This is a genomic window from Sphingobium amiense (assembly GCF_003967075.1).
In the GTDB taxonomy this organism is placed as follows: domain Bacteria; phylum Pseudomonadota; class Alphaproteobacteria; order Sphingomonadales; family Sphingomonadaceae; genus Sphingobium; species Sphingobium amiense.
Window position 1 is genome coordinate 3254097 of the sequence record NZ_AP018664.1, and the last position, 22307, is coordinate 3276403.

Annotated in this window: 29 protein-coding genes; 17 read left to right on the forward strand and 12 right to left on the reverse strand. The window is 65.6% G+C overall.

Annotated elements, in window-relative coordinates:
- Window positions 1-70: 70 nt before the first annotated feature.
- Window positions 71-1006 (forward strand): ribose-phosphate pyrophosphokinase, encoded by a 936-nt coding sequence (locus tag SAMIE_RS15870; RefSeq protein WP_066699843.1) that lies wholly within the window; start codon window positions 71-73, stop codon window positions 1004-1006.
- A gap of 6 nt (window positions 1007-1012) precedes the next feature.
- On the opposite strand, the gene SAMIE_RS15875 is transcribed toward SAMIE_RS15870, so the two are convergent.
- A complete protein-coding gene (locus tag SAMIE_RS15875) occupies window positions 1013-1249 on the reverse strand; it encodes a hypothetical protein (protein ID WP_066699842.1) in 237 nt (78 codons plus the stop codon).
- A 76-nt stretch (window positions 1250-1325) separates the two neighbouring features.
- On the opposite strand from SAMIE_RS15875, the gene SAMIE_RS15880 reads away from it, so the two are divergent.
- Window positions 1326-2132 carry an inositol monophosphatase family protein gene (locus SAMIE_RS15880; protein ID WP_066699840.1) on the forward strand — a complete coding sequence of 269 codons (807 nt, stop codon included), beginning with the start codon at window positions 1326-1328 and terminating at the stop codon, window positions 2130-2132.
- 18 nt (window positions 2133-2150) lie between these two features.
- On the opposite strand, the gene SAMIE_RS15885 is transcribed toward SAMIE_RS15880, so the two are convergent.
- A complete protein-coding gene (locus SAMIE_RS15885) occupies window positions 2151-3023 on the reverse strand; it encodes a hypothetical protein (RefSeq protein WP_066699838.1) in 873 nt (290 codons plus the stop codon).
- Window positions 3024-3228: 205 nt separating this feature from the next.
- Between SAMIE_RS15885 and rpmI the strand changes: the two genes are divergently transcribed.
- The 6 genes from rpmI (at window position 3229) to pheT (ending at window position 8466) form a co-directional block, all read left to right on the forward strand.
- A complete protein-coding gene (gene rpmI / locus SAMIE_RS15890; RefSeq protein WP_066699836.1) occupies window positions 3229-3432 on the forward strand; it encodes a 50S ribosomal protein L35 in 204 nt (67 codons plus the stop codon).
- A 13-nt stretch (window positions 3433-3445) separates the two neighbouring features.
- Window positions 3446-3808, forward strand: a complete 363-nt coding sequence (gene rplT / locus SAMIE_RS15895; RefSeq protein ID WP_066699834.1) for a 50S ribosomal protein L20 — start codon at window positions 3446-3448, stop codon at window positions 3806-3808.
- A gap of 85 nt (window positions 3809-3893) precedes the next feature.
- Window positions 3894-4508 carry a LysE family translocator gene (locus SAMIE_RS15900; RefSeq protein WP_066700025.1) on the forward strand — a complete coding sequence of 205 codons (615 nt, stop codon included), beginning with the start codon at window positions 3894-3896 and terminating at the stop codon, window positions 4506-4508.
- Window positions 4509-4562: 54 nt separating this feature from the next.
- On the forward strand, window positions 4563-4943 hold the full coding sequence (locus SAMIE_RS15905) for a GIY-YIG nuclease family protein (RefSeq protein ID WP_066699832.1): 381 nt from the start codon (window positions 4563-4565) through the stop codon (window positions 4941-4943).
- 5 nt (window positions 4944-4948) lie between these two features.
- Window positions 4949-6040, forward strand: a complete 1092-nt coding sequence (gene pheS / locus SAMIE_RS15910; RefSeq protein WP_066699830.1) for a phenylalanine--tRNA ligase subunit alpha — start codon at window positions 4949-4951, stop codon at window positions 6038-6040.
- Window positions 6037-8466: a phenylalanine--tRNA ligase subunit beta gene (pheT, locus tag SAMIE_RS15915; RefSeq protein ID WP_066699828.1), complete on the forward strand. Its 2430-nt coding sequence runs from the start codon at window positions 6037-6039 to the stop codon at window positions 8464-8466. The genes pheS and pheT overlap by 4 nt, the downstream gene beginning before the upstream one ends.
- A 42-nt stretch (window positions 8467-8508) precedes the next feature.
- Here pheT and SAMIE_RS15920 read toward each other — a convergent pair whose 3' ends face one another.
- The 7 genes from SAMIE_RS15920 to SAMIE_RS23450 form a co-directional block, all read right to left on the reverse strand.
- Complete coding sequence (locus SAMIE_RS15920) at window positions 8509-8742, reverse strand: hypothetical protein (RefSeq protein WP_066700023.1); 234 nt, start codon at window positions 8740-8742, stop codon at window positions 8509-8511.
- Window positions 8743-8772: 30 nt separating this feature from the next.
- Entirely contained in the window at window positions 8773-9024 is a 252-nt protein-coding gene (locus SAMIE_RS15925; RefSeq protein ID WP_066699827.1) for a hypothetical protein, read from the reverse strand.
- A gap of 25 nt (window positions 9025-9049) precedes the next feature.
- Window positions 9050-9331: a hypothetical protein gene (locus SAMIE_RS15930; RefSeq protein ID WP_066699825.1), complete on the reverse strand. Its 282-nt coding sequence runs from the start codon at window positions 9329-9331 to the stop codon at window positions 9050-9052.
- Between the two features lie 39 nt (window positions 9332-9370).
- Window positions 9371-9745 (reverse strand): envelope stress response membrane protein PspC, encoded by a 375-nt coding sequence (gene pspC / locus SAMIE_RS15935; RefSeq protein ID WP_066699823.1) that lies wholly within the window; start codon window positions 9743-9745, stop codon window positions 9371-9373.
- 1 nt (window position 9746) lies between these two features.
- Window positions 9747-10013, reverse strand: a complete 267-nt coding sequence (gene pspB, locus SAMIE_RS15940) for an envelope stress response membrane protein PspB (RefSeq protein ID WP_066699822.1) — start codon at window positions 10011-10013, stop codon at window positions 9747-9749.
- A 4-nt stretch (window positions 10014-10017) separates the two neighbouring features.
- Window positions 10018-10686 carry a phage shock protein PspA gene (pspA, locus tag SAMIE_RS15945; RefSeq protein ID WP_066699821.1) on the reverse strand — a complete coding sequence of 223 codons (669 nt, stop codon included), beginning with the start codon at window positions 10684-10686 and terminating at the stop codon, window positions 10018-10020.
- Window positions 10687-10772: 86 nt separating this feature from the next.
- The gene (locus tag SAMIE_RS23450) at window positions 10773-10946 is read right to left on the reverse strand and encodes a hypothetical protein (protein WP_162849078.1); all 174 of its coding nucleotides are present in this window, start codon (window positions 10944-10946) and stop codon (window positions 10773-10775) included.
- A 186-nt stretch (window positions 10947-11132) separates the two neighbouring features.
- Here SAMIE_RS23450 and pspF point away from each other — a divergent pair, with 186 nt between their 5' ends.
- Entirely contained in the window at window positions 11133-12164 is a 1032-nt protein-coding gene (gene pspF, locus SAMIE_RS15950; protein WP_066699819.1) for a phage shock protein operon transcriptional activator, read from the forward strand.
- A gap of 7 nt (window positions 12165-12171) precedes the next feature.
- Here the strand turns inward: pspF and SAMIE_RS15955 are convergent, their stop codons facing one another.
- Complete coding sequence (locus SAMIE_RS15955) at window positions 12172-13050, reverse strand: 3-hydroxyacyl-CoA dehydrogenase NAD-binding domain-containing protein (protein ID WP_066699817.1); 879 nt, start codon at window positions 13048-13050, stop codon at window positions 12172-12174.
- A gap of 180 nt (window positions 13051-13230) precedes the next feature.
- Here SAMIE_RS15955 and SAMIE_RS15960 point away from each other — a divergent pair, with 180 nt between their 5' ends.
- From SAMIE_RS15960 to SAMIE_RS15990, 7 genes are all read left to right on the forward strand, one after another.
- Window positions 13231-13695, forward strand: a complete 465-nt coding sequence (locus SAMIE_RS15960; RefSeq protein WP_066699815.1) for a YbgC/FadM family acyl-CoA thioesterase — start codon at window positions 13231-13233, stop codon at window positions 13693-13695.
- On the forward strand, window positions 13692-14396 hold the full coding sequence (gene tolQ / locus SAMIE_RS15965) for a protein TolQ (protein WP_066699813.1): 705 nt from the start codon (window positions 13692-13694) through the stop codon (window positions 14394-14396). Before SAMIE_RS15960 ends, tolQ begins: the two co-directional genes overlap by 4 nt.
- Window positions 14396-14872, forward strand: coding sequence for a protein TolR (gene tolR / locus SAMIE_RS15970; RefSeq protein WP_066699811.1), 477 nt, complete (start codon window positions 14396-14398; stop codon window positions 14870-14872). The genes tolQ and tolR overlap by 1 nt, the downstream gene beginning before the upstream one ends.
- An 18-nt stretch (window positions 14873-14890) precedes the next feature.
- Entirely contained in the window at window positions 14891-15868 is a 978-nt protein-coding gene (locus tag SAMIE_RS15975) for a cell envelope biogenesis protein TolA (RefSeq protein WP_066699809.1), read from the forward strand.
- Window positions 15865-17199 carry a Tol-Pal system beta propeller repeat protein TolB gene (gene tolB, locus SAMIE_RS15980; protein ID WP_066699808.1) on the forward strand — a complete coding sequence of 445 codons (1335 nt, stop codon included), beginning with the start codon at window positions 15865-15867 and terminating at the stop codon, window positions 17197-17199. The genes SAMIE_RS15975 and tolB overlap by 4 nt, the downstream gene beginning before the upstream one ends.
- 98 nt (window positions 17200-17297) lie before the next feature.
- Window positions 17298-17813: a peptidoglycan-associated lipoprotein Pal gene (gene pal / locus SAMIE_RS15985; protein WP_066699806.1), complete on the forward strand. Its 516-nt coding sequence runs from the start codon at window positions 17298-17300 to the stop codon at window positions 17811-17813.
- A gap of 72 nt (window positions 17814-17885) precedes the next feature.
- A complete protein-coding gene (locus SAMIE_RS15990) occupies window positions 17886-18932 on the forward strand; it encodes a LacI family DNA-binding transcriptional regulator (RefSeq protein WP_066699804.1) in 1047 nt (348 codons plus the stop codon).
- 5 nt (window positions 18933-18937) lie between these two features.
- On the opposite strand, the gene SAMIE_RS15995 is transcribed toward SAMIE_RS15990, so the two are convergent.
- Complete coding sequence (locus SAMIE_RS15995) at window positions 18938-19474, reverse strand: hypothetical protein (RefSeq protein WP_066699802.1); 537 nt, start codon at window positions 19472-19474, stop codon at window positions 18938-18940.
- 64 nt (window positions 19475-19538) lie between these two features.
- On the reverse strand, window positions 19539-20816 hold the full coding sequence (gene purD, locus SAMIE_RS16000; RefSeq protein ID WP_066700021.1) for a phosphoribosylamine--glycine ligase: 1278 nt from the start codon (window positions 20814-20816) through the stop codon (window positions 19539-19541).
- Between the two features lie 7 nt (window positions 20817-20823).
- Here purD and xseA point away from each other — a divergent pair, with 7 nt between their 5' ends.
- Window positions 20824-22302 carry an exodeoxyribonuclease VII large subunit gene (xseA, locus tag SAMIE_RS16005; protein WP_066699799.1) on the forward strand — a complete coding sequence of 493 codons (1479 nt, stop codon included), beginning with the start codon at window positions 20824-20826 and terminating at the stop codon, window positions 22300-22302.
- The last annotated feature ends 5 nt before the right edge of the window (window positions 22303-22307 follow it).

Consider the following 22307-nt stretch of genomic DNA (forward strand, 5'->3'; position numbering starts at 1 on the left):
TCCCGCCGCTAAAGGGGCCGCGTCTCGCGCAGCGTCATCAATCCGTCACGTCATTCGGGGAGTCTTGGCCATGAAGCTCATGACCGGCAATTCCAACAAGCCGCTCGCGGCCGCCATCGCCGACTATATCGAAATTCCCCTGACGGACGCCAGCGTGCGCCGCTTCGCCGACGAAGAGGTGTTCGTCGAAATCCACGAGAATGTGCGTGGCGAGGACGTGTTCGTCATTCAGTCGACGGCCTATCCGACCAACGACAATCTGATGGAACTGCTCATCATGATCGACGCGCTGAAACGCGCGTCGGCCAAGCGGATCACGGCGGTCGTCCCCTATTTCGGCTATGCGCGGCAGGACCGCAAGCCCGGCCCCCGCACGCCGATCAGCGCCAAGCTGGTTGCCAACCTCATCACCACGGCAGGCGCGGACCGGGTGCTGTCGGTCGATCTCCATGCCGGGCAGATCCAGGGCTTTTTCGACATTCCGACCGACAATCTGTTCGGCGCGCCGGTCATGTCGGCGGACATTCAGGCGCGCTTCGGTGACCGCAACCTGATGGTCGTGTCGCCCGACGTGGGCGGTGTGGTGCGCGCTCGCGCGCTTGCCAAGCGGCTCGACAACGCCCCCCTCGCCATCGTCGACAAGCGGCGCGAGCGGGCTGGCGAATCGGAAGTCATGAACATCATCGGCGACGTGAAGGGCCGCTTCTGCGTGCTGATCGACGACATCGTCGATTCGGCGGGCACGCTATGCAACGCGGCCAATGCGCTGAAGGGCGCGGGCGCGGAAGACGTCATTGCCTATGTGAGCCATGGCGTGCTGTCGGGCGGGGCGGTGGCTCGGGTCGAGGCGTCCGACCTGCTCGAACTCGTCATCACCGATTCGATTCAGGGCACCGACGCGGTGAACGGCGCGAAGCGTATCCGCCACCTGCCCATCGCCCCGCTGCTGGGCGAGGCGATCAAGCGCATCGCCGACGAAAGTTCCGTTTCGAGCCTGTTCGACTGAGGCGCGTCAGGCCGCCGGCATCAGCAGCAGCGGCGTCGCGCACAGGAGAATGAGCGCGGCGACGATCCGCTGACCGCGCGAAACGCCCAGCGGCCTGTCCTGCCAGAGCATCGGGCAGGACAGCACCGACAGGCCGATGAGCAGGTTCGACAGCGTGTCGGAACCGCCCAGCGGCATATCCTGCCGCAGCGCCAGCCCGCCGAACAGCGCCGCGAAACTCAATATCCACCCGACAAGCGCCATTGCCCGCCCCTTTCCCGTCAGACGCTAGAACGGCCGGGTTGCGGAAGGCTTAACCGATCCGCTAGGGCGTTGGCTCATGACCAGCCGCGACGACCTTGCCCTCGCCAACCGCCTTGCCGACGCTGCGGGCGAAGCGATCCGCCCCTTTTTCCGCGCGCGTTACGATGTCGAGATGAAGGCGGACAAATCGCCGGTGACGGAGGCCGACCGTGCGGCAGAGGCGGCGATCCGCGCGATCCTGGAAAGGGAGCGGCCCGGCGACGGCATCGTCGGGGAGGAATATGGATCGGTGCGCGCCGATGCGGAGCGGGTGTGGATACTCGATCCCATCGACGGGACGCGCAGTTTCATCGCGGGACGGCCGATCTTCGGCACGCTGATCGCCCTCACCCAGGGCGGCTGGCCGACGATCGGCATCATCGACCAGCCGATCGGGCGGGAGCGCTGGGCCGGGATGAGCGGGCAGCCCACGACCTTCAACGGCAAGCCCGTGCGCACGCGCGCCTGCCGCCAACTGGAAGGCGCGGGCATCGCCACCACCAGCCCGCATCTGTTCGCCGACGCCGATGTGCCGCATTATCTGGCACTGGTGGCCGCCATATCGGGCGGGTCGCCGCGGCAGGGACCGGTCTATGGCGGAGACTGCTATAATTACGGGCTGCTTTCGTCCGGTTTCCTCGACATCGTGATCGAATCGGGCCTCCAGAGCTACGACTTCGCCGCGCTGGTGCCGGTGGTGGAGGGCGCGGGCGGCCTGATGTGCGACTGGAATGGCGAGCCGCTGACTGCGGAGAGCGAAGGCCATGTGCTCGCGCTCGGCGACCCGGCGCGGCTGGAGGACGTGCTCGAAGCGATCCAGAGCGCGGGGCACGCGCCACATTAAACACCGAAACCAGATAGGTCAGGCCGTATGTTCCGATACCGGAGTTGAACGGCGCATGGCTTTGGTGACGTAGGGAGTGACAAGTGGACACGTGCAATCTTCATCCATTCCGTTGTGGCGCGGATGGAGATTGGCGTTGAATTTAAGATCGCGAGACTGCGACGTGCCCGCAAACAACGTCATCTGAACATGGGTTTCCGTGCGATACCGTTCATTAGGCGTGAAACCTTGATACTCGATCCAATGCCACACATGAAGACGCTGCTCGCCCCTTATGACGCGGTCAATGACCTCTGCGGGAATGATTTCGGTGTTTCCGGTTATATTGCCCCCGGGTCCGACCAGCGAATAATCTTCGACGTCGCCGCTCCAAGGGAATGCGAAATTGCCCGGGGGCTTAACATCAAATATCTGCCATTGTGTGCGGGAAACGGCATAACGGGCTGGAGTGCTACCGGCGTTCTGCATTTTTATGGCCACTGACCAGCCGGTGACAGGTCCGCCGATGTCGCAATAATATCTGATCGCGACGTCTTCCAGGATGAGATAAGGGCGAAGCTCCAGGCTCGAGACATATTTCGACTGCTTGATTTCCTCATTGGCCAATTCAACGGCTCTGGTCGCCGCCGCGGTAGCCTGCGCCGTCAAGGCAATCGTAACGATGAGCGCCACGGTGGAAATGATAGCGACCGCGATGCCGATCGCCGTAATTCTCGATTCACCCTGCGCTACTGCCAACTCGGCATTTTGCAGGCATCGACCAAAGGCGGGGTCTGCCAGTCGCGCGCAGACAGGAACCTGCCGCACGGATTCGTCGATGAGCCATTGGCTTAGCAAGATTCCGGCGATGATCGTAAGGATCAATATGCTTGTCCATTTGACGATCGTCATATGCCCGCCCCCCTTAAGTCTGGCCAAGTATGTCGTTGGGCCTCAGGGGCTTCAAGGCCTAAACAAGGCCGAAGTCTGTCCGAATCGCTTGCCTTTTGGGGACAGGGCCACTAAGGGCCGCCCTTCGCGATATTCGGAAGAACCGCCCGGCTAACTAGGGCTGCCGTGGCTGTTCGTAATCGTCGCGCTGAAAAAGGAGACGAAAATGCCCAAGATGAAGACCAAGAGCGGTGTGAAGAAGCGCTTCAAGTTCACCGCCACCGGCAAGGTCAAGCACGGCGTCGCTGGAAAGCGTCACCGCCTGATCAGCCACAACGCGAAATATATCCGTCAGAACCGCGGCACGTCCGTCCTGTCGGACGCCGATGCCGGCCATGTGCGCCTGTGGGCGCCCTACGGCCTCAAGTAAGGAGTTCTGACCCATGGCACGTGTCAAACGTGGTGTAACCACGAAGGCGAAGCATAAGCGGATTCTGGATCAGGCGAAGGGCTATTATGGCCGTCGCAAGAACACCATCCGCGTCGCGCGCCAGGCCGTCGAAAAGGCCGGCCAATACGCCTATCGCGACCGCAAGGTGAAGAAGCGGACCTTCCGGGGTCTGTGGATTCAGCGCATCAACGCGGGCGTCCGCGCCGAAGGCCTGACCTATTCGCAGTTCATGCACGGCCTGAAGCTGGCCGGCGTCGAACTGGACCGGAAGGTTCTGGCCGACATCGCGATGCACGAAGGCGAGGCGTTCAGCGCCATCGTCGCCCAGGCGAAGGCTGCGCTGCCCGCAGCCTGACCGGACCGGTCGCAGGATCGTCAAAGGGGCGCCGGGGCAGATGCTTCCGGCGCCCTTTTTGTTATCGCAGGTTGGGGGGAAACCCATGTCGCTGCATCTCTGGTCGATATATGTCACGGCGGTTTTCCTGATTTCGGCGACGCCGGGGCCGAATATGCTGCATGTCATGACGCAGAGCATCGCCCATGGCCCGCGCAAGGCGACAAGCACGATGGCAGGCCTGATGAGCGCGGTGCTGCTGTGCCTTGTGGCGTCGGCGCTGGGCCTCGGCGCGCTGCTCAAGGCTTCGCCGCGCCTGTTCGACGTGCTGCGCTATGCGGGCGTCGCCTATCTCCTGTGGCTGGGCATCAAGGCGTGGCGCGCGCCGGTGGGCGGGAGCGTCGAGGCAAGGCCGGTGCGGTCGGACCGCGCGCTCTACGCGACCGGACTGCTGACGGGGCTTTCCAATCCCAAGCTCATCATCTTCGCCGCCGCGCTCTTCCCCCAGTTCATCGTGCTCGACCGCCCCTTCTGGCTTCAGCTCGCCATCCTGATAGCGAGTTTCGTGGTGATCGAAAGCTTCTGGTACGGCGTCTACGCGCTGGGCGGCGCGCGCCTCGCCCGCTGGCTTGAGCCGGCCAACCGGCAGCGGCTCTTCAACCGGGGCACAGGGCTGCTCTTCATCGGCTTTGGCGGCGCGTTGCTGGGGGCGCGGGCTTAGTCTCCTCATGATCGTCATTGCCGCGAAGGCGGCAATCCATCTCCGGACCTAACCATGCAAAGCGACTTCGATCCGACCGTTTACCTGCTCGCCAGCCACAAAAACGGCACGCTATATGTCGGCGTCACGTCAAATCTTGCTCAACGCCTTCACCAGCATCGTTCCGGCTTGATTGAAGGCTTCACTAGCGACTACGGCGTGCACCGGTTGGTATGGTTCGAGAGCGGCGGTTCCATGGAGGAGGCAATAAGGCGGGAAAAGCAGATCAAGAAATGGAATCGGCAGTGGAAGATCAACATGATCGAGCGGAACAATCCCAATTGGCGTGATTTGGCCCTTGATTTCGGTTTTGAGCCATTAGGGAGCAGGCGCGCCGATCAAACGCCGCCAGCATCGGATAGCGCGGGAGATGGATTCCCGCCTTCGCGGGAATGACTTTTATGAACGATATCGCCAATCTCAAAGCTGGCCTGATCGCCGACATCGCCGCCGCCGACACGCTCGACGCGCTGGAGGCGCTGCGGGTGGGCGCGTTGGGGAAGAACGGGGTCGTCACGGGCCTGCTCAAGACGCTCGGCCCCATGTCGCCCGACGAGCGGCTGGAGAAGGGGCCGCCGATCCAGGATCTGCGCGAAAGCGTGACGGCGGCGATCACGGACCGGAAGGCGGCGCTGGAGCAGGCGGCGCTGGACGCGAAGCTGGCGGCGGAAAAGGTCGACATGACCCTCCCCGCCGATGCGGAACCGCAGGGCAGCGTCCACCCGGTCAGTCAGGTGATGGACGAGATGGCGGAAATTTTCGCCGATCTGGGTTTCTCCGTCGCCACCGGGCCGGAGATCGAGGACGACTGGCATAATTTCACCGCGCTCAACATTCCCGAGACGCATCCGGCGCGGGCGATGCACGACACCTTCTATTTCCCGGACGATGAAACCGGAACCAAGATGCTACTGCGCACGCATACGTCGCCGGTGCAGATCCGCACGATGATGAGCCAGCCGCCGCCGATCCGCATCATCGCGCCGGGCCGCGTCTATCGCAGCGACAGCGACGCCACCCATACGCCGATGTTCCACCAGATCGAAGGACTGGTGATCGACAAGGGCATCACCCTCGGCCACCTCAAATGGACGCTGGAGACATTCCTCAAGGCCTTCTTCGAGCGGGAGGACATCGTCCTGCGCCTGCGGCCGAGCTATTTCCCCTTCACCGAACCGTCGGTGGAGGTCGATGTCGGCTATACGCTCGTCAACGGGCAACGGATCATCGGCGGTGACGGCGATGCGACCGATGGCGGCTGGCTGGAAGTGCTGGGCAGCGGCATGGTCAACCGCCGGGTGATCGAGGCATGCGGGCTGGACCCGGACGAATGGCAGGGCTTCGCCTTCGGCACCGGCGTCGACCGGCTCGCCATGCTCAAATATGGGATGAACGACTTGCGCGCTTTCTTCGACGGCGACCTGCGCTGGCTGCGCCATTACGGCTTTTCGGCGCTGGATGTGCCGACGCTGAGCGGGGGAGTGGGCGCATGAAGTTCACGCTGAGCTGGCTCAGGACGCATCTCGTCACGGATGCGGAGCTGCCCACGATCCTCAAGACGCTGAACGCCATCGGGCTTGAGGTCGAGGGCGTCGAGAATCCGGCCGAGAAGCTGGGCGCATTCAGGATCGCGAAGGTGCTCACGGCCGAGCGCCATCCGCAGGCGGACAAGCTGCAGGTGCTGACCGTCGATCATGGCACTGATTTGAATGGGGGCAATCCGCTTCAGGTCGTTTGCGGCGCGCCGAACGCGCGCGCGGGGCTGGTCGGCGTGTTCGGGGTCGAAGGCGCGGTGGTGCCGGTCAACGGCATGGTGCTCAGGAAGACCGCGATCCGCGGCGTCGAATCCAACGGCATGATGTGCAGCTATCGCGAGCTGGAACTGGGCGAGGATCATGACGGGATCATCGAACTGGCGGACGACGCGCCGGTGGGTCAGGTCTATGCGCAGTGGGCGGGCCTCGACGATCCGGTGATCGACGTGTCGGTAACGCCCAACCGACAGGACTGCATGGGCGTGCGCGGCATCGCGCGCGATCTGGCAGCGGCAGGTCTCGGCACGCTCAACGACATCATCGTGCCAGAGATTGCGGGCGAAGGCCCCGGTCCCGACATCCGCATCGAGGACGCCGAAGGCTGCCCCGCCTTTTACGCGCGCGTCGTGCGCGGGGTGAAGAACGGCGCGTCGCCCGAATGGATGGCGAAGCAGCTGAAGGCCATCGGCCAGAAGCCGATCAGCGCGCTGGTCGACATCACCAACTATATCATGATCGACCTCGGGCGGCCGCTGCACGTCTACGACCTCGGCACTCTCAAGGGCGGCCTCGTGGCTCGCAAGGGCCGCGCAGGCGAACAGGTGCTGGCACTGAATGGCAAGACCTACAGCGTCGATGAAACCATGACCGTCATCGCCGACGACGAAGCGGTGCACGACATCGGCGGCATCATGGGCGGCGAACATTCGGGCGCGCAGGACGGCACCACCGACGTGCTGATCGAATGCGCCTATTTCACGCCGGAGCGAATCGCGGTGACAGGCCAGAAGCTCGGCCTCACGTCCGACGCGCGCGGGCGGTTCGAGCGGGGCGTCGATCCCGCCTTCCTCGACGACGGACTGTCGATCGCGACCTTCCTGGTGACGCATCTGTGCGGCGGCACGCCCAGCGAGGCGACCCGCGTGGGCGCCCCGCCGGTGGCGCCGAAGACCGTCGCCTATCGGCCCGACCAGTGCCTCGCGCTCGCCGGTGTGGACGTGCCCGCCGACGAGCAGAAGCGCATCCTCGAGAAGCTGGGCTTTGCCGTCAGCGGGGACGCGGCGGGCATCGAATATCAGGATGGGATGCCGGTCAGCGTGGCTGGCGACTGGACCGTCACCGTGCCGAGCTGGCGGCGCGACGTGGATGGCTGGCCCGACATTGTCGAGGAAGTGGTGCGGATCGTCGGACTCGACCATGTGCCCTCCACGCCCCTTCCCCGCGCTCCGGGCGTCGCGCGCCCCACCGCCACGCCCGAGCAGCTTGTCGAGCGGCGCGTGCGGCGGACGGCGGCGGCGCGCGGTCTGGCCGAAGCGGTCAACTGGTCATTCCTTTCCGAAAAGGAGGCGGAGAGCGTCGGCGGCGGTCACTGGACACTCGCCAATCCGATTTCCGAAGACCTGAAGGTCATGCGCCCTTCGCTGCTGCCTGGCCTCCTGTCGGCAACGCGGCGCAACATGGATCGCGGCGCATCGTCGGTGCGGCTGTTCGAAGTCGGCCGCCGCTATTTCGCGCAGGGCGAGCGGGCGACCGTCGGCTTCGTGCTGGCGGGAGAAAAGACTCCGCGCGGCTGGCGGTCGGGCAAGGCACAGGGCTTCGACGCATTCGACGCCAAGGGTGAAATCCTCGCGCTGCTGAGCGCCGCGGGTGCGCCGGTCGCCAATCTCCAGAATTTCGGGGAAGCCTCGGCCGCCTATCACCCCGGCCAGTCGGGCACGATGCGGCTGGGACCAAAGGCGGTGCTGGCCGAATATGGCGTGCTGCACCCCGGCCTTGCCAAACAGTTCGGGCTGACCGGCACGGTGGTGGCGGGCGAGATTTTCCTCGACGCGGTCCCGGCCAAACGGCGGAGCGGATCGCTGCGCGCGCCCTATGCCCCCCCGGCACTCCAGGCGGTAAAGCGCGACTTCGCTTTCCTCCTGCCCGTCGATGTGGAGGCCGATGCGCTGGTCCGCGCGGTCAGGGGCGCGGAAAAGAAGAGCATCGTCGACGTGCGCCTGTTCGATGTGTTCGTGGGGCCGGGCGTGGAGGATGGCCAGAAGTCGCTGGCGGTCGAGGTGACGTTGCAGCCGGGCGACAAGAGCTTCGGTCAGGACGAGCTGGAAGCGATCAGCGCTGCGATCGTCAAGGCAGCGCAGAAGCTGGGCGGAAGCCTGCGGGCCTGAACGCCCGTTCCCGGTCCGGACGGGGGCGTGTCCCCCGTCCGGTCAGAGATCGACGCCCGCGGCGATCGCTTCGAGCTTGCGGATACGTTCCTTGAGGTCGGCGACCTCAATCCGGGCGACGGCCGAGGGCGGCGCAGTTTCCTGCGGATAGCGGACCAGTTCGGCGCGCTTATAGTCCAGCCAGCCATTCCAGCCCCGCAGCGCCGCGACCGCAACGATGGCGGTGCCGGCAAGGCCGGTGGTCGCCAGAGTGATGTAGAGATAGGGGTCTTGCATCATTGCCTCCCTGTCAGATGCACGATGCCGTCAGTCGCGGTCGCGCAATTTGTCGAATTCCCGCTCCAGCGCGGTGGAACTGTCGGTCGCGAGCCGTTCGAGCACGGCGACACGGTCCTTTAGCGCCTTCACTTCGGCGCGCAGACGTTCGGCTTCGGGATCGGGACCACGGTGAATGAAATCCTCACCCTTGTCGCGGCGCACGACGCCCATCTTTGCCTTCACGACCTGAACGATGCCGACGATAGCGATGATGGCGACGACCATTTCAAACGGGTTCATATGTCTTTCTCCCTTGCGCGCCAGTTCAGAGCAGCGCGTCGATTTCGCGGGCGGTGCGGGCCGCGGGATCTGTGGCGATCCGTTCGAGCACCGCGATCCGTTCCTCCAGGCGGCCGATGCGGCCCGTCAGCTTTTCGTTTTCGCAGACAAGAAGGTCGATTTTTCGACCGGCGTCGGGGTCGGTTCGATGAACGCTGTTCCCCTCATTATCCTCCAGCGGATAGCCGTGCCTCGCCCTGATCCAGGTGTTGAGCACCGATCCTATCGCGATCGACGCGCAGATCGGCACAAGCCACATCCAGTTCATGCTCGTTCTCCCTGTTTATTCTCCCCCCGTCGCGGTCGATCAGCGCAGGCTGTCGATCTCGTCGGCGAGGCGCGTGTTGCGGCTGGTGTAATAGATTTCGATGTCGGCCAGCCTGCGGTCGATGTCGCGGAACTTGGCGCGGACATCGCGGGTGGAGCGCGCCGGATTGGCGCGCACGCCCTGCCAGAACTTCTGGTCGTCGCGGTCGGCATAGAGGCCCGTGGGCTTGCTGTCCGCGATCACGCCGATGGCGAAATAGGCAAGCAGCGTCCAGCCGATGATGAAGAAGGAAAGGAACATCGCGACCCGGACCCAGACCACGTCGATCCCTGTATAGTCGGCGATGCCGGAGCACACGCCCATGAACTTGCCATTAGCCTTGTCGAGATAGAATTTGGTGCGGCGGGCGCTCATGTCAGTTCCTCCGGTCGAAGCTGTATTCGTCCGTCTCCTGCGGACGCGAAGGGCGGAAATCGGGATTGTCGGCGGCGACGATCCGTTCGATCGTCTGGAGCCGTTCCTCGAGACGGCGGGCGAGAAGGTGGAGTTCGTCCAGCAGCTTCTCATCCTCGTCGGTGATCTTGGGCGCCTGCTTCCACTTGGTGACATAGTGGAAGATCAGCCAAGGCATGCCGATGAAGAGCATGCCGCAGATGAAGATGGGGACCAGTATGTCTTCCATCGGATCAGGCTCCCTTGTTCATGCTGGCCTTGAGCGCGGCGAGTTCGGCATCGACCTTGTCGGACGCCTTCAGCTCGGCAATCTCTTCTTCCAGCGTCTTGGGCTGCTGGCCCAGTCCCAGCGCGTCGGCGCGGCCTTCGGCGAGGTCGGCGCGGCGTTCCAGCATGTCGAAGCGGGCGAAGGCTTCGTTGACCTTCTCGCCCGCATAGGCCTCGCGCACACGCAGCCGGTTTTCGGCGCTCTGCATCCGGGTGACGATGCTGTTCTGGCGCGCGCGCGCCTCGCGCAGCTTGGCCTGGAGCTTGGCGATGTCCTGCTCCGAAGCGGCAAGCGCCTCGTCCAGCGTCGCGATCTCATGGTTGAGCTGCTCGGCCATGTCGGTGGCCTTCTGCTTTTCGACCAGCGCCGCCTTGGCCAGATCCTCGCGATCCTTGCTGAGGGCAAGCTGCGCCTTGTCGGTCCAGCTATCCTGCAGCGCAGTCAGCTTGGCGATGTGGCGGCGCATTTCCTTCTGATCGGCGATGGTGCGGGCGGCGGACGCGCGCACTTCGACCAGCGTTTCCTCCATTTCGAGGATGATCATGCGGATCATCTTTGCGGGGTCTTCCGCCTTGTCGAGAAGGTCGGTCACATTGGCGGCGATGATGTCGCGGGTGCGGGAGAAAATACCCATTTGAACGTCACTCCTGATGGTGTCTTGCGTGTCGGGTACCGGGGCGGGCGAGAGGGGGCTTCCCGCCCCGGCCGGGGGTTGCTTCCTTACGCCAGATAGCGGACGGAAGCCGGGCTGTTATGGCTTGCGAGAGCGGGGGTTTCGCTGGCGCGGGCCGGGCCGACCGCCGACAGGATCATGGTCGATCCGAACAGGACGGCGGCGATGGCGACCGACATCAACTGGCCGATTTCGCGAACATTGTGGGTCTGCTTTTCCATAGTCTTGCTCCCTGAACCTTGGCCTTCATGTGAGTTCCGCTGTTTCAGTGCGGATTGTCCATAGCTTTGCAGACGCCGTGCCAATTGCGTCCAAAGCGCAGATTTCCGCCATTTTGGCACCTCGACAGGGCGCTATGCCAAGATGCCGCTTGCCAAGGAGTGGGAAATTTCACCATAAGTTAGGCCATGGAGAAAAATACGCAGTTCGTAGGGCAGAGCCTCGCGTTCCTCGATGCGGTCGAGCTGGCGGGGCGCGCCGCCGAACTCAACCGGCCGGTGCTGGTGATCGGGGAACGGGGCACCGGCAAGGAACTGATCGCGGAGCGGCTGCACCACCTGTCGCCGCGCTGGGGCGAGCCGCTGATCGTGATGAACTGTGCCGCGCTTCCCGAAACGCTGATCGAGGCGGAACTGTTCGGCCATGAGCAGGGCGCCTTCACCGGCGCCACGCGCGCGCGGCCGGGCAGGTTCGAGGAGGCGGATGGCGGCACGCTCTTTCTGGACGAGCTTGGAACGCTGTCGATGGCAGCGCAGGAGCGGTTGCTCCGGGTCATCGAATATGGCGAGGTGACGCGGATCGGCGCATCGCGGCCAGTGACGGTCGACGTGCGGATCGTCGCCGCGACCAACGAGGATCTGCCTGCCGCCGCCGACGCCGGACGCTTCCGCCCCGATCTGCTCGACCGGCTGAGTTTCGAGGTGATTACGCTACCGCCGCTGCGCGCGCGGGAAGGCGATGTCAGCGTGCTGGCCGACCATTTCGGGCGGCGCATGGCGGCGGAACTCAACTGGCCGCAATGGCCCGGCTTTTCCGCCGTCTGCGCCGCCGAACTGGAAGCGCATGACTGGCCGGGCAATGTCCGCGAACTGCGCAACGTGGTCGAACGCGCGGTCTATCGCTGGGACGAACCGGCGCGCCCGATCAGCCACATCACCTTCGATCCCTTCGCGTCGCCATGGAAGCCCAAGCCCCTGATGCCACGCGGGGACGAACCATCTGCGGCCCGCGCTCCTGCATCGTCAGCGACGCCGTCTGTGCCCCCGACGCTCGACGCCATCGGCGACCTGCGCGCGGCGGTGGACGCGCACGAGGCTGCCATCGTCCGCGCCGCGCTGGAACGGCATCGCTACAACCAGCGCGCGACAGCGAAGGGGCTTGGCCTCACCTACGACCAGCTACGCCACTGCATGAAGAAACACGGCCTGAGCGCGGCGTGACCGGGGATCAGCGGGTCGGGACCGGCTCGGCTCCCGAATAATCGTAGAAGCCGCGCCCGGTCTTGCGGCCATACCAGCCCGCCTCGACATATTTCACCAGCAGGGGCGCGGGGCGATATTTGGGATCGCCGGTGGTGTCGCGAAGGACGTTTAGCACTTCGAGCGCCGTGTCGAGGCCGACGAAATCGAGCAGAGTCAGCGGTCCCATCGGATGATTGAGGCCAAGCTTGCAGCCCTGGTCGATGTCGGTGACGCTCCCCACGCCCTCGCCCAGCACGAACACCGCTTCGTTGAGCATAGGAAGAAGGATGCGGTTCACGACGAAGCCCGGCGCGTCGAAGGCATGGACGACAGTCTTGCCGATCCGGTTTGCATAGGCTTCGACGGCAGCGACCGTCGCAGGCGTGGTGGCAAGGCCGCGGATGACTTCCACCAGCGCCATGACCGGCACCGGATTGAAGAAATGGACGCCGATGAAGCGGCCCGCGTCGGGCGCGGCCTGCGCCAGCCGGGTGATCGGGATAGAGGACGTGTTGGTTGCGAGCACCGCGTCGGGGCCGAGCAGCTTGCCCACATTGCCGAAAATCGCGCGCTTCACCTCTTCGCGCTCGGTCGCGGCCTCGATCACGAACTGCGCTGCGCTGAGTGGCGCGACATCGCCCGTGGGCGTGATGCGCGCGAGGGTTGCCTCCGCGTCCGCCTGACTGATCTTTTCCTTTTCGACGGAGCGGGACAGGAGCTTCGCGATATTCGCCTTGCCCTTTTCGGCGCGGGGCAGGTCGATGTCGGACAGGATGACGTCATAGCCCGCCTGCGCGGAGACCTGGGCGATGCCGATCCCCATCTGGCCCGCGCCGATCACGCCGATCGTCTGAAAATCCGCCATCCCGTATCTCCCTTCATTTGCATGTCGCGCCCGCCCATAGCGCGATGAACGGCGGGCTGCCAGAGGCAAAGCCCCTGCCAGTTTCGGGAGGGGGAAGAGCGGGCGAGGCGCCGGTCGATCGCGCCAGTTCGTTGATTTCCCGCTTTGCGTCATGCCTGCGCCATGGTTAAAAGCCGCCGCATGTCCCTGCCCACCCTGATGCCCGCGTCCGGACGCTTCGTGGCCGCAGTGCATCACTTCCCGCTGCGCGTCTATTTCGAGGACACAGACCTGTCAGGCCTCGTCTACCATGCCAATTATCTGCGCTATATGGAGCGGGCGCGGTCCGACATGCTGCGCATTGCGGGCATCGACCAGCGCGGGGAGCATGAGGGCGGGCGCGGTGTCTACGCTGTCGCAGACCTCTCCATCCGCTATCGCCGCCCGGCCCGGCTGGACGATGACCTGACCGTCGTCAGCCGCGTGACCGAAGTGAAGGCAGCGATCTGCACCATTCAGCAGTCGGTAATGCGCGGTGAGGAAGAGTTGACCGACGCCCGCATCACCGTAGCCTGGCTGACGCCGCAGGGCCGCCCGCAGCGTCAGCCCAGGGACTGGACCGACATCTACACCCGCCTTTGCCAAGGGGAAGACATCCACCCATGAGCCTCCACCTGCCCGCCGGCGCGATGACCGACGCCGCGACCCTCTCCCCGCTTGCGCTGTTTCTTCAGGCCGACATCGTCGTCAAGGGCGTGATGATCGGTCTGTTGCTCGCCAGCATCTGGACCTGGGCGATCATCATCGGCTTTTCCGTGACCCTGCGCCGGGCCAGCAGGGAAAGCCGCGCGTTCGAGGCCGATTTCTGGAAGGCGGAAGACATTGACCGCTTCTACGAGACGCGCGGCAAGACGGACTTTCCTGCGGCCAAGGTGATGGCGGCAGGCGTCACCGAATGGCGGCGCTCGACCGCGCAGCGGGTGATCGACCGGGAAGGCACGCGCGACCGGCTCTCCACGTCGATGGCGAGCGCCATTGCGGCGGAAGTTGATCGGCTGTCGGATCGGCTGAACATCTTGGCGACCATCGGATCGGTCGCGCCCTTTGTCGGCCTGTTCGGCACGGTGTGGGGCATCATGCGCGCCTTCACCTCCATCGCGGCGGAGCAGAACAGCAGCCTTGCGGTCGTGGCGCCCGGCATCGCCGAAGCGCTGTTCGCGACGGCCATCGGCCTGTTCGCCGCGATCCCGGCGGTGATCGCCTACAACCGGTTCAGCCATGGCATCAATCGGCTTGAATCCGGGCTGACGCGCTTCGCTGACGGATTCTATGCGACGCTCAGCCGCGAGCTTGAGGCCCAGCGCTGATGGCGATGTCAGGACCGCCCTCCAGCCGCCGAGGGCGCGGGCGCGCGCCGATGGCGGACATCAATGTGACGCCGCTGGTGGACGTGATGCTGGTGCTGCTCATCATCTTCATGGTGACGGCGCCGCTGCTGGTGACGGGCGTGCCGGTGAACCTGCCCGAAACGCGCGCCAAGGGGCTGGATGCCGACGCCAAGCCGACCGTGGTGTCGATCGACCGCGACGGCGGCCTCTTCATCGACGAAGCGCAGATCAGCGATGCCGACCTGCCCGACCGGCTGGCCGAGATCATGGCCGCCAACGCGGGCAAGGCCGAGCCGCCGCAGATCTTCCTGCGCGCCGACACTGCGCTCGATTACGGACGGGTGATGCGCGTGATGGGCGAACTCAACCGCGCGGGCCTCAACAAGGTCGCGCTGGTCAGCACCGGCGGTGAGAGCGGCGGCGCATCCGGCGGTGTCAGCAGCGGTTCAGAATAGGGGCCATAGGTCGGAATGATGGAGCGCGCGGAAAAGATCGGTCTGGGCGTCGCGACGGCGGGGCATGTCCTGCTGTTCGGGCTGCTGTCGGCCGGGTTCCTCGCGACGCCCAATCCGCTCAGGCTCAATTCGCCGCCGATGGACGTCAGTCTGGTGGACGATGTGGCGCTGCAATCGACTGCGCCCCAGGTCTCGACCCAGCCGCCGCCGCCAAGCGTCGCGCCCGAGCAGGGACCGACCGAGGACGCAAAACCCGCTCCGGAGCCGGAACCGCAGCCCGTTCCGCCCAAGGCGCAGCCCAAACCGACGCCAGCCCCTCCCCCGCCGCCCAGAAAGGTGGTGAAGGAGGAGCCGGTTAAGCCGAGGGAAAAGCCCGCTCCCCCGAAAAAGGAGGTTGCGAAGGCTCCCGCAAAGCCAAAGCCCGCGCCTGATAAGCCAAAGGCGGCGGCACCCGCTCCGTCCAGACCGGCAAAAAGCGATGCCAAGGCTTCCGCACCGGCCAAGACCAGCGACAGCAAGGCGAAGCCGACGCCGAAGGCAGCGGCTGCGCCCTCCGGCAAGGGGAAAGCCGACAAGCCGCGCGGTTCGCTTTTGGGCAAGGATTTCCTCAAGGGCATCGACACCAATGACGACGCGCCGCGCAAAGCCGCGCCACCGCCCGCCGCGGCGATGGGACCGCAGCAGAAGGCCGCGCTGGACGCGGAAATCCGGCGTCAACTGAAACCGCACTGGCGCCCTCCATCGGGCGCCGACGCGGACAGGCTGGTAACGTTGCTGGAAGTGCGGCTGGACCAGAGTGGCAATGTCATCGGCACACCCGAGGTGATCGACCAGCAGGGCGTCACCGCCAGCAACCAGCCGCAGGCCAAGCTCCATGCCGAGCGCGCGATACAGGCGGTGAAACTGGCGTCGCCCTTCCGGAATTTACCCGGTGAATTTTATGACAAATGGAAATGGCTGCGGCCACTCCGCTTTGACGCGAGGCTGAACCGATGAAGAGCAATTTCTGGCACCGCCTGTCGCTGGCCGCCGCCCTGCTGGCCGCTCTGGTCGCGGCGCCCGCCATGGCGCAACTGTCGGTCGATGTGACCGGCGAGATCGACAGCAACCTCAAGATCGCGGTCCCCCCGCTCCCCGCCCAGCAGGAAGTGGATACGCCGGCGGGAAGCTCCACCGATCTGGGCCGCAAGATCGCCGAGGTGATCGCGTCGGATCTCAAAGGATCGGGGCTGTTCGATCCTTCGGGGCCAGACGGCCTTCCCGCCGTCGCCTTCCCGGAGGTGACGAACCCCGCCTATGACAAATGGGGAGCCTATCAGGCGCTGGTGCAGGGCTTCGTGCGCACGAGCGGCGGGGAAGCCGACATCACGGTCGGCTGTTACCTCTATGACGTCGCCCTGAAGCAGGAACTGACGCGGCAGGGCTATGTGGTTTCGCCGCGCGACTGGCGGCGGGCAGCGCATAAATGCGCCGACGCCATCTACGCCCGCCTTTCGGGCGAAAGCCCCTTCTTCGACAGCCGCATCGCCTATATCGCCGAAAGCGGTCCCAAGGGGAACCGCACCAAGCGGCTCGCGATCATGGATTCGGATGGCGCGAACCACCGCTTCATCACCAACGGCCAGTCACTCGCGCTGACGCCCCGCTTTTCGCCGGACTATAAGTCCATCGTCTATGTGAGCTATCTGGGCAGCCGGGTGCGCATCTACATCTATGACATCGGGTCGGGCCAGCAGAAGCTGGTGACGGAAAGCAACAATGCGACCTTCGCGCCCCGCTGGTCGCCGGACGGGCGGACGATCCTGTTTTCGATGGCGGTGGCGGGCAACACCGACATCTACAGGATTTCCGCCAGCGGCGGGACGCCGGTGCGGCTGACGACGTCGCCAGGCATCGATGTGGGCGGCAGCTTCTCCCCCGACGGGAGCCAGATCGTCTTCGAAAGCGACCGGTCGGGCGGACAGCAGATCTACATCATGAACGCGGATGGCTCCAGCCAGCGGCGCATCAGCCATGGCGGCGGCCGCTATGCGACGCCCGAATGGAGTCCGCGTGGCGACCTGATCGCCTTCACCAAGCTGTCGGGCGATTTCAAGATCGCAGTGATGACCCCCACCGGGGACAATGAGCGCATCCTGACTAATGGGTGGCAGGATGAGCAGCCGACCTGGTCGCCCAATGGCCGTGTGCTGCAATTTTTCCGCACCACGCCCGGCCGGGACGGCGGCAGTCAGGTGTGGCAGGTCGACCTGACAGGCGTCAACGAACGGCGCATCCCGACCCCGCTCAGCGGATCGGACCCGGCGTGGGGACCGTTGCTGCCCTGAACCGACGACTACCACCCCGCGCGGCTTGACCGCCCGACGCATTTTGCCGACGATGGCATGTCCCTGCGGGCGGCCACCATGTTGAAGAGGAGACCCCGATGAAATTGTCCCGGACCCTGATCGCGGCCACCGCCATCGTCGCGCTGGCCGCCTGTTCCAAGAAACCGCCCAAGGAACTGCCGCCGCCGCCCGGCGATACCGCTGGCGCCGGATCGTCGATCGGATCGGGCACGACGACGGGCGTCCGCAAAGGCAGCCAGGAAGATTTCGTGGCTTCCGTCTCATCGGACCGCATCTTTTTTGGCCTCGACCAATATGATGTCGACGCCGAGGATCAGGCGACGCTCCAGAGTCAGGCCGCATGGCTGCAGCAGAACCCATCCGTGCGCGTCACGATCGAGGGTCATGCCGACGAACGCGGCACGCGCGACTATAATATCGCGCTGGGTGAACGCCGCGCCAATGCTGCCAAAAATTATCTGGCCTCGCTCGGCGTCGCGCCCAGCCGCATGACCACTGTCAGCTACGGCAAGGAGCGGCCCGCCGCGCTGGGGTCGGATGAAGCCGCCTGGGCGCAGAACCGCCGGGCCGTGACGGTTACGGTTCAATATTGATCCGGCGCGCCCGCGCCCGCGATCCACAAGGATGATTTGCCTCGCTCCCGTTCCGCGCTAGGAACGGGAGCGATGGAAAAGCCGCCGACTGCCAAACTCCCCACGATCCGCGATGTCGCCGCCCATGCGGGGGTATCGGTCATGACCGCATCCCGCGCGATCAACGGCAAGGCGCTGGTGAGCGACAAGGCGCGGCGAGCCGTCGAGGAAGCGGTGCGGGCGCTGGGCTATGTGCCCAACGCATCGGCGCGGGCGCTGGCCGGCAGCGCGGACCGCCGCGTCGCACTGCTCCACAGCAACAGCACGACATCCGCCTATCTCGGAGAATTGCTGCTGGGTGCGCTCAGCGAAGCACCGCTCCGGCACCTTCATCTGGTCGTCGAGCAATGCGCGCCGGGCGCTTTTGCGGGCGAGATCGTGGATCAGGTGGCGCAGGCGCATGTCGCAGGCGTGATCCTGCCCCCGCCCCTCTGCGACTGGGAAGAACTGGTCGAGGGACTGCGCGCGCGCGACATCGTCGTCGTGTCGGTCGCCCCGGACCGTGACGCGCCCGAGATGCTGGCGGTGGGGACGGACGATCGCCATGCGGCCTATGATCTGACGCGGCACCTCATCGAACTGGGGCACAAGCGGATCGCCTTCATCGAGGGCAACCCCCGCCACCGCGCCAATGCGCGGCGGGTGCAGGGGTTTCGCGACGCGCTGGCCCAGCATGGGCTGGACCTCGACCCAGACCTGATCGTGCCGGGCGATTTCAGCTATCGTTCGGGGCTGGATGCCGCAGACCGGCTGATGTCACTGGAACAGCGGCCCACAGCCATTTTCGCCTGCAACGACGACATGGCGGCGGCGGCGATCACGGTGGCGCATCAGCGGCGCATCAACGTGCCCGCCGACATCAGCATCTGCGGGTTCGACGATACGCCCCTCGCCAGTGCGATCTGGCCAGCGCTGACCACCATCCGCCAGCCCATCCGGGACATGAGCCGGGAAGCGATCGGCCTGCTCGCGATGCGCTTTCGCAGTCAGGATGACGGGGCGGAGGATATTATCGGCAAGGTGAAGCTCGACTATCAGCTCATCCGCCGTCAGTCGGACGCAGTCCCCGCCCGGCACTGACGCTCTTAGAGCTTCCCGTATTTGGCCTCGAAGCCCGCAGTGTCGCCGGCGGCGAGATATTTTGCCTGATCGACCCACTGGTCACGAACCGGGCGACCCTTGAAACTGCCGAGCCGCGCATCGACAGCGGCGATGTCCGCGTCCGACCAGGCGGCAATCTGGGCGTAGCGTGTGACGCCCAGCTCGATCAGCAGTGTGCGAAGTTTCGGCCCGACGCCCTTGAGCTTCAGCAGGTCGTCGACCGTGTCGCTGGAGGGAGCAGGGACGGATTCCGCCGCCGCCATGGGCGCGGTAGCCGGGGCAGGTTCGGGCTGAACCGCGACAGGCGCAGGCTCCGGCTCGACCGTCGGTTCGGTCAGCGGCGTGACGGCGGCTTCCGCCACTCGCCCGGCTTCGGGCGCTTCCACCCTATCGACAGGGGGGGCAGGCGTTTCGGAGGCGACCTCATCCTTGCGCCTGCCCGACAGCAGGAAGACGAGGGCGATGACGATCAGCAGGCCGACCAGAAGCCACAGCCCATAGTCCACGAAGAATTCCTGCACCGCTCGTCTCCCCTTGTCCGTTACTTCGGTATCTAAGGATGTCGCGCGCCTCAACGCAAGGGCATCAGGTGCGTTCGCGCGCCACTTCGCGCCAGCCGATGTCGCGCCGGCAGAAGCCGGTCGGGAAATCTATGGCATCGACGGCGGCATAGGCGGCGGCCTGCGCTTCCGCCACCGATGCGCCGCTCGCGGTCACGTTGAGCACCCGTCCTCCGTTCGCGACCAGCACGCCGCCCTTTTGCGCGGTGCCCGCGTGGAAAACCTTCACCCCCGTCGCTTCCGCTGCGTCGATCCCTTCGATCGCGCCGCCCTTTTCGGGCGTGCCGGGATAGCCGTTCGCCGCCATCACGACGGTGAGCGCCGTGCGGTCCGCCAGCTTCACCGGCCCGTGTTCCGCCAGCTTCTCCTGCGCCACCGCGAGCAGCAGCTCGACCAGATCGCCGTCGAAGCGCGTCATCAGCACCTGGCATTCCGGATCGCCGAAACGGGCATTATATTCGATCAGCTTCGGTCCTTCCCTGGTCAGCATCAGGCCCGCATAGAGGACGCCCGAATAGGGCATGCCTTCCGCCGCCATCGTATCGACCGTCGGGCGGATGATCGTGTCGATGACCTGTCGTTCAAGTTCGGGGGTCAGGACGCGCGCGGGGCTATAGGCGCCCATACCGCCGGTGTTGGGACCGGTGTCCCCGTCGCCCACGCGCTTGTGATCCTGCGCGGAACCGAAAGGCAGGATGAAGGCGCCGTCCGTCAGAGCGAAGAAGCTCGCTTCCTCGCCGGTCATGAACTCCTCCAGCACGACTTCCTCGCCCGCCGCGCCGAACGCGCCGGAGAACATTTCGTCCAGCGCGGCCAGCGCTTCGTCGCGGGTCTGGGCGATGATGACGCCCTTGCCCGCCGCAAGCCCATCCGCCTTGATGACGACAGGCAGCGCGAAATCGTCGAGTGCGGCGATCGCGCCATCCTTGCTGGTGACGCGGATATAGGCTGCGGTGGGAATGCCGGCGCGCTGACACAGATCCTTGGTGAAGCCCTTCGACCCTTCAAGCTGGGCGGCCTTCCTGCCGGGACCGAAGACAGGGACGCCGATGGTGCGGAGGTTGTCGGCGAGACCATCGACCAGCGGCGCTTCCGGGCCGATGACGACGAGACCGATGGAGTGACGCACGGTGAAATCGAGCACCGCGCGATGATCCGTGGCGTCGAGGTCGACCAGTTGCGCATGCTGGGCTATGCCCGGATTGCCCGGCGCGGCATAAAGGGTCGAAAGCCGGGGCGATTGCGCCAGCTTCCACGCCAGCGCATGTTCGCGGCCGCCGCCGCCAAGCAGAAGGATGTTCATTTCGCCCATGTCCCCGGATGATGATGCCTATGACAGTTCGGGCCGCCTGTTAGCCGAGGAGCGTCCCGGCGACAACGCGCCGCCGTTGACGGTCAGCGAATTGTCGGCATCGCTGAAGCGCACGGTCGAGGACCGGTTCGGCCATGTCCGGCTGCGCGGCGAGATTTCGGGGTTCAAGCGCGCGGCGTCCGGTCACCTCTATCTGTGCCTGAAGGACGACAATGCCGTCATCGACGGCGTCATGTGGAAGGGCGGTGCGCAGCGGCTGGCCTTTGCGGCGCAGGACGGGGTCGAGGTGATCGCCACCGGCAAGCTCACCACCTATCCCGGCCGTTCCAAATATCAGATCGTCATCGACCGCATGGAACTGGCGGGCGAAGGGGCGCTGATGGCGCTACTGGAAAAGCTCAAGGCCAAGCTCGCGGCGGAAGGGCTGTTCGCGCCGGAGCGCAAGAAGCCGCTGCCCTTCCTGCCGCGTACCATCGGCGTCGTGACTTCGCCAACGGGCGCGGTGATCCGCGACATATTGCATCGCCTGTCGGATCGCTGCCCGACCGACGTGTTGCTCTGGCCCGTGCTGGTTCAGGGTCAGGGCGCGGCGGAACAGGTGGCGACGGCGGTGCGCGGCTTTTCCGCCATGGACGGGAGCGGCCCCTTCCCCCGTCCCGATCTGGTGATCGTCGCGCGGGGCGGCGGGTCGATCGAGGATCTGTGGAGCTTCAACGAGGAGATCGTGGTGCGCGCGGTAGCCGACTGCACGATTCCGATCATCTCGGCGGTGGGGCATGAGACGGACACGACGCTGTGCGACCACGCCGCCGACCGGCGCGCGCCCACGCCCACAGCGGCAGCGGAAATGGCGGTGCCGGTGCGGGCGGAACTGCTGGCGGGTCTTGGCGAGGCGGGCCTGCGCGCGGGTCGCGCCGTCCGCCGGAACGCAGCGCAGGCGCGCGAGCGGCTGGAGATGCAGGCGCGGCTGATGCCTACGCCAGAAACGCTGCTCAGCCCCCAGCGGCAGCGGCTCGACGACGCCAGCCTGCGGTTACAGCATGGGCTGCGCCACCGGCTGACCGAGGCCCGTGCGCATCTGAGCGAGGCGGGCGCAGCGCTCCGGCCGCCACTCCTGCTCCAGTATCTGCGCCGGGCGGGCGAGCGGCTGGACCGGCTGAAACCGAGGCCGGATTATCTGACCCGCGCGCTGGCCGACCGCGCCACCGCGCTCGACCGGGTGTCGCGTCATTTCGCGTCGCTCGACCCCGACCTGCCGTTGCGGCGCGGCTATGCGCGGGTGATGGCGAGCGGCCATGTGGTGCGCAGCGTCGGGGCGGCGCGGACGGCGGGGGAAGTGACTCTGCACTTTCAGGACGGCACCGTCGGCGCGGTGGTGGACGGCAGCGCGGCGCGCACCTCTCCGGCTTCGCCCCGCCCTCCGCGCCGGCCGCCCGACCGGCCCGATCAATCGCAGCAGGACCTGTTTTCTCGATGACCCAC

Bases quoted from the DNA above. Each gene is read 5' to 3' on its own strand.
- pspA (WP_066699821.1), bottom strand. From the start codon at position 10,686: ATGGGTATTTTCTCCCGCACCCGCGACATCATCGCCGCCAATGTGACC.
- purD (WP_066700021.1), bottom strand. From the start codon at position 20,816: ATGAACATCCTTCTGCTTGGCGGCGGCGGCCGCGAACATGCGCTGGCG.
- tolQ (WP_066699813.1), top strand. From the start codon at position 13,692: ATGAGCCTCCACCTGCCCGCCGGCGCGATGACCGACGCCGCGACCCTC.
- rpmI (WP_066699836.1), top strand. From the start codon at position 3,229: ATGCCCAAGATGAAGACCAAGAGCGGTGTGAAGAAGCGCTTCAAGTTC.
- SAMIE_RS15990 (WP_066699804.1), top strand. From the start codon at position 17,886: ATGGAAAAGCCGCCGACTGCCAAACTCCCCACGATCCGCGATGTCGCC.
- SAMIE_RS15925 (WP_066699827.1), bottom strand. From the start codon at position 9,024: ATGAACCCGTTTGAAATGGTCGTCGCCATCATCGCTATCGTCGGCATC.
- tolR (WP_066699811.1), top strand. From the start codon at position 14,396: ATGGCGATGTCAGGACCGCCCTCCAGCCGCCGAGGGCGCGGGCGCGCG.
- pheS (WP_066699830.1), top strand. From the start codon at position 4,949: ATGAACGATATCGCCAATCTCAAAGCTGGCCTGATCGCCGACATCGCC.
- pal (WP_066699806.1), top strand. From the start codon at position 17,298: ATGAAATTGTCCCGGACCCTGATCGCGGCCACCGCCATCGTCGCGCTG.
- SAMIE_RS15900 (WP_066700025.1), top strand. From the start codon at position 3,894: ATGTCGCTGCATCTCTGGTCGATATATGTCACGGCGGTTTTCCTGATT.
- SAMIE_RS15975 (WP_066699809.1), top strand. From the start codon at position 14,891: ATGGAGCGCGCGGAAAAGATCGGTCTGGGCGTCGCGACGGCGGGGCAT.
- SAMIE_RS15880 (WP_066699840.1), top strand. From the start codon at position 1,326: ATGACCAGCCGCGACGACCTTGCCCTCGCCAACCGCCTTGCCGACGCT.
- SAMIE_RS15930 (WP_066699825.1), bottom strand. From the start codon at position 9,331: ATGAACTGGATGTGGCTTGTGCCGATCTGCGCGTCGATCGCGATAGGA.
- SAMIE_RS15960 (WP_066699815.1), top strand. From the start codon at position 13,231: ATGTCCCTGCCCACCCTGATGCCCGCGTCCGGACGCTTCGTGGCCGCA.
- SAMIE_RS15905 (WP_066699832.1), top strand. From the start codon at position 4,563: ATGCAAAGCGACTTCGATCCGACCGTTTACCTGCTCGCCAGCCACAAA.
- SAMIE_RS15875 (WP_066699842.1), bottom strand. From the start codon at position 1,249: ATGGCGCTTGTCGGGTGGATATTGAGTTTCGCGGCGCTGTTCGGCGGG.
- xseA (WP_066699799.1), top strand. From the start codon at position 20,824: ATGTCCCCGGATGATGATGCCTATGACAGTTCGGGCCGCCTGTTAGCC.
- tolB (WP_066699808.1), top strand. From the start codon at position 15,865: ATGAAGAGCAATTTCTGGCACCGCCTGTCGCTGGCCGCCGCCCTGCTG.
- pheT (WP_066699828.1), top strand. From the start codon at position 6,037: ATGAAGTTCACGCTGAGCTGGCTCAGGACGCATCTCGTCACGGATGCG.
- rplT (WP_066699834.1), top strand. From the start codon at position 3,446: ATGGCACGTGTCAAACGTGGTGTAACCACGAAGGCGAAGCATAAGCGG.
- SAMIE_RS15885 (WP_066699838.1), bottom strand. From the start codon at position 3,023: ATGACGATCGTCAAATGGACAAGCATATTGATCCTTACGATCATCGCC.
- pspB (WP_066699822.1), bottom strand. From the start codon at position 10,013: ATGGAAGACATACTGGTCCCCATCTTCATCTGCGGCATGCTCTTCATC.
- pspC (WP_066699823.1), bottom strand. From the start codon at position 9,745: ATGAGCGCCCGCCGCACCAAATTCTATCTCGACAAGGCTAATGGCAAG.
- SAMIE_RS23450 (WP_162849078.1), bottom strand. From the start codon at position 10,946: ATGGAAAAGCAGACCCACAATGTTCGCGAAATCGGCCAGTTGATGTCG.
- SAMIE_RS15920 (WP_066700023.1), bottom strand. From the start codon at position 8,742: ATGCAAGACCCCTATCTCTACATCACTCTGGCGACCACCGGCCTTGCC.
- pspF (WP_066699819.1), top strand. From the start codon at position 11,133: ATGGAGAAAAATACGCAGTTCGTAGGGCAGAGCCTCGCGTTCCTCGAT.
- SAMIE_RS15870 (WP_066699843.1), top strand. From the start codon at position 71: ATGAAGCTCATGACCGGCAATTCCAACAAGCCGCTCGCGGCCGCCATC.
- SAMIE_RS15955 (WP_066699817.1), bottom strand. From the start codon at position 13,050: ATGGCGGATTTTCAGACGATCGGCGTGATCGGCGCGGGCCAGATGGGG.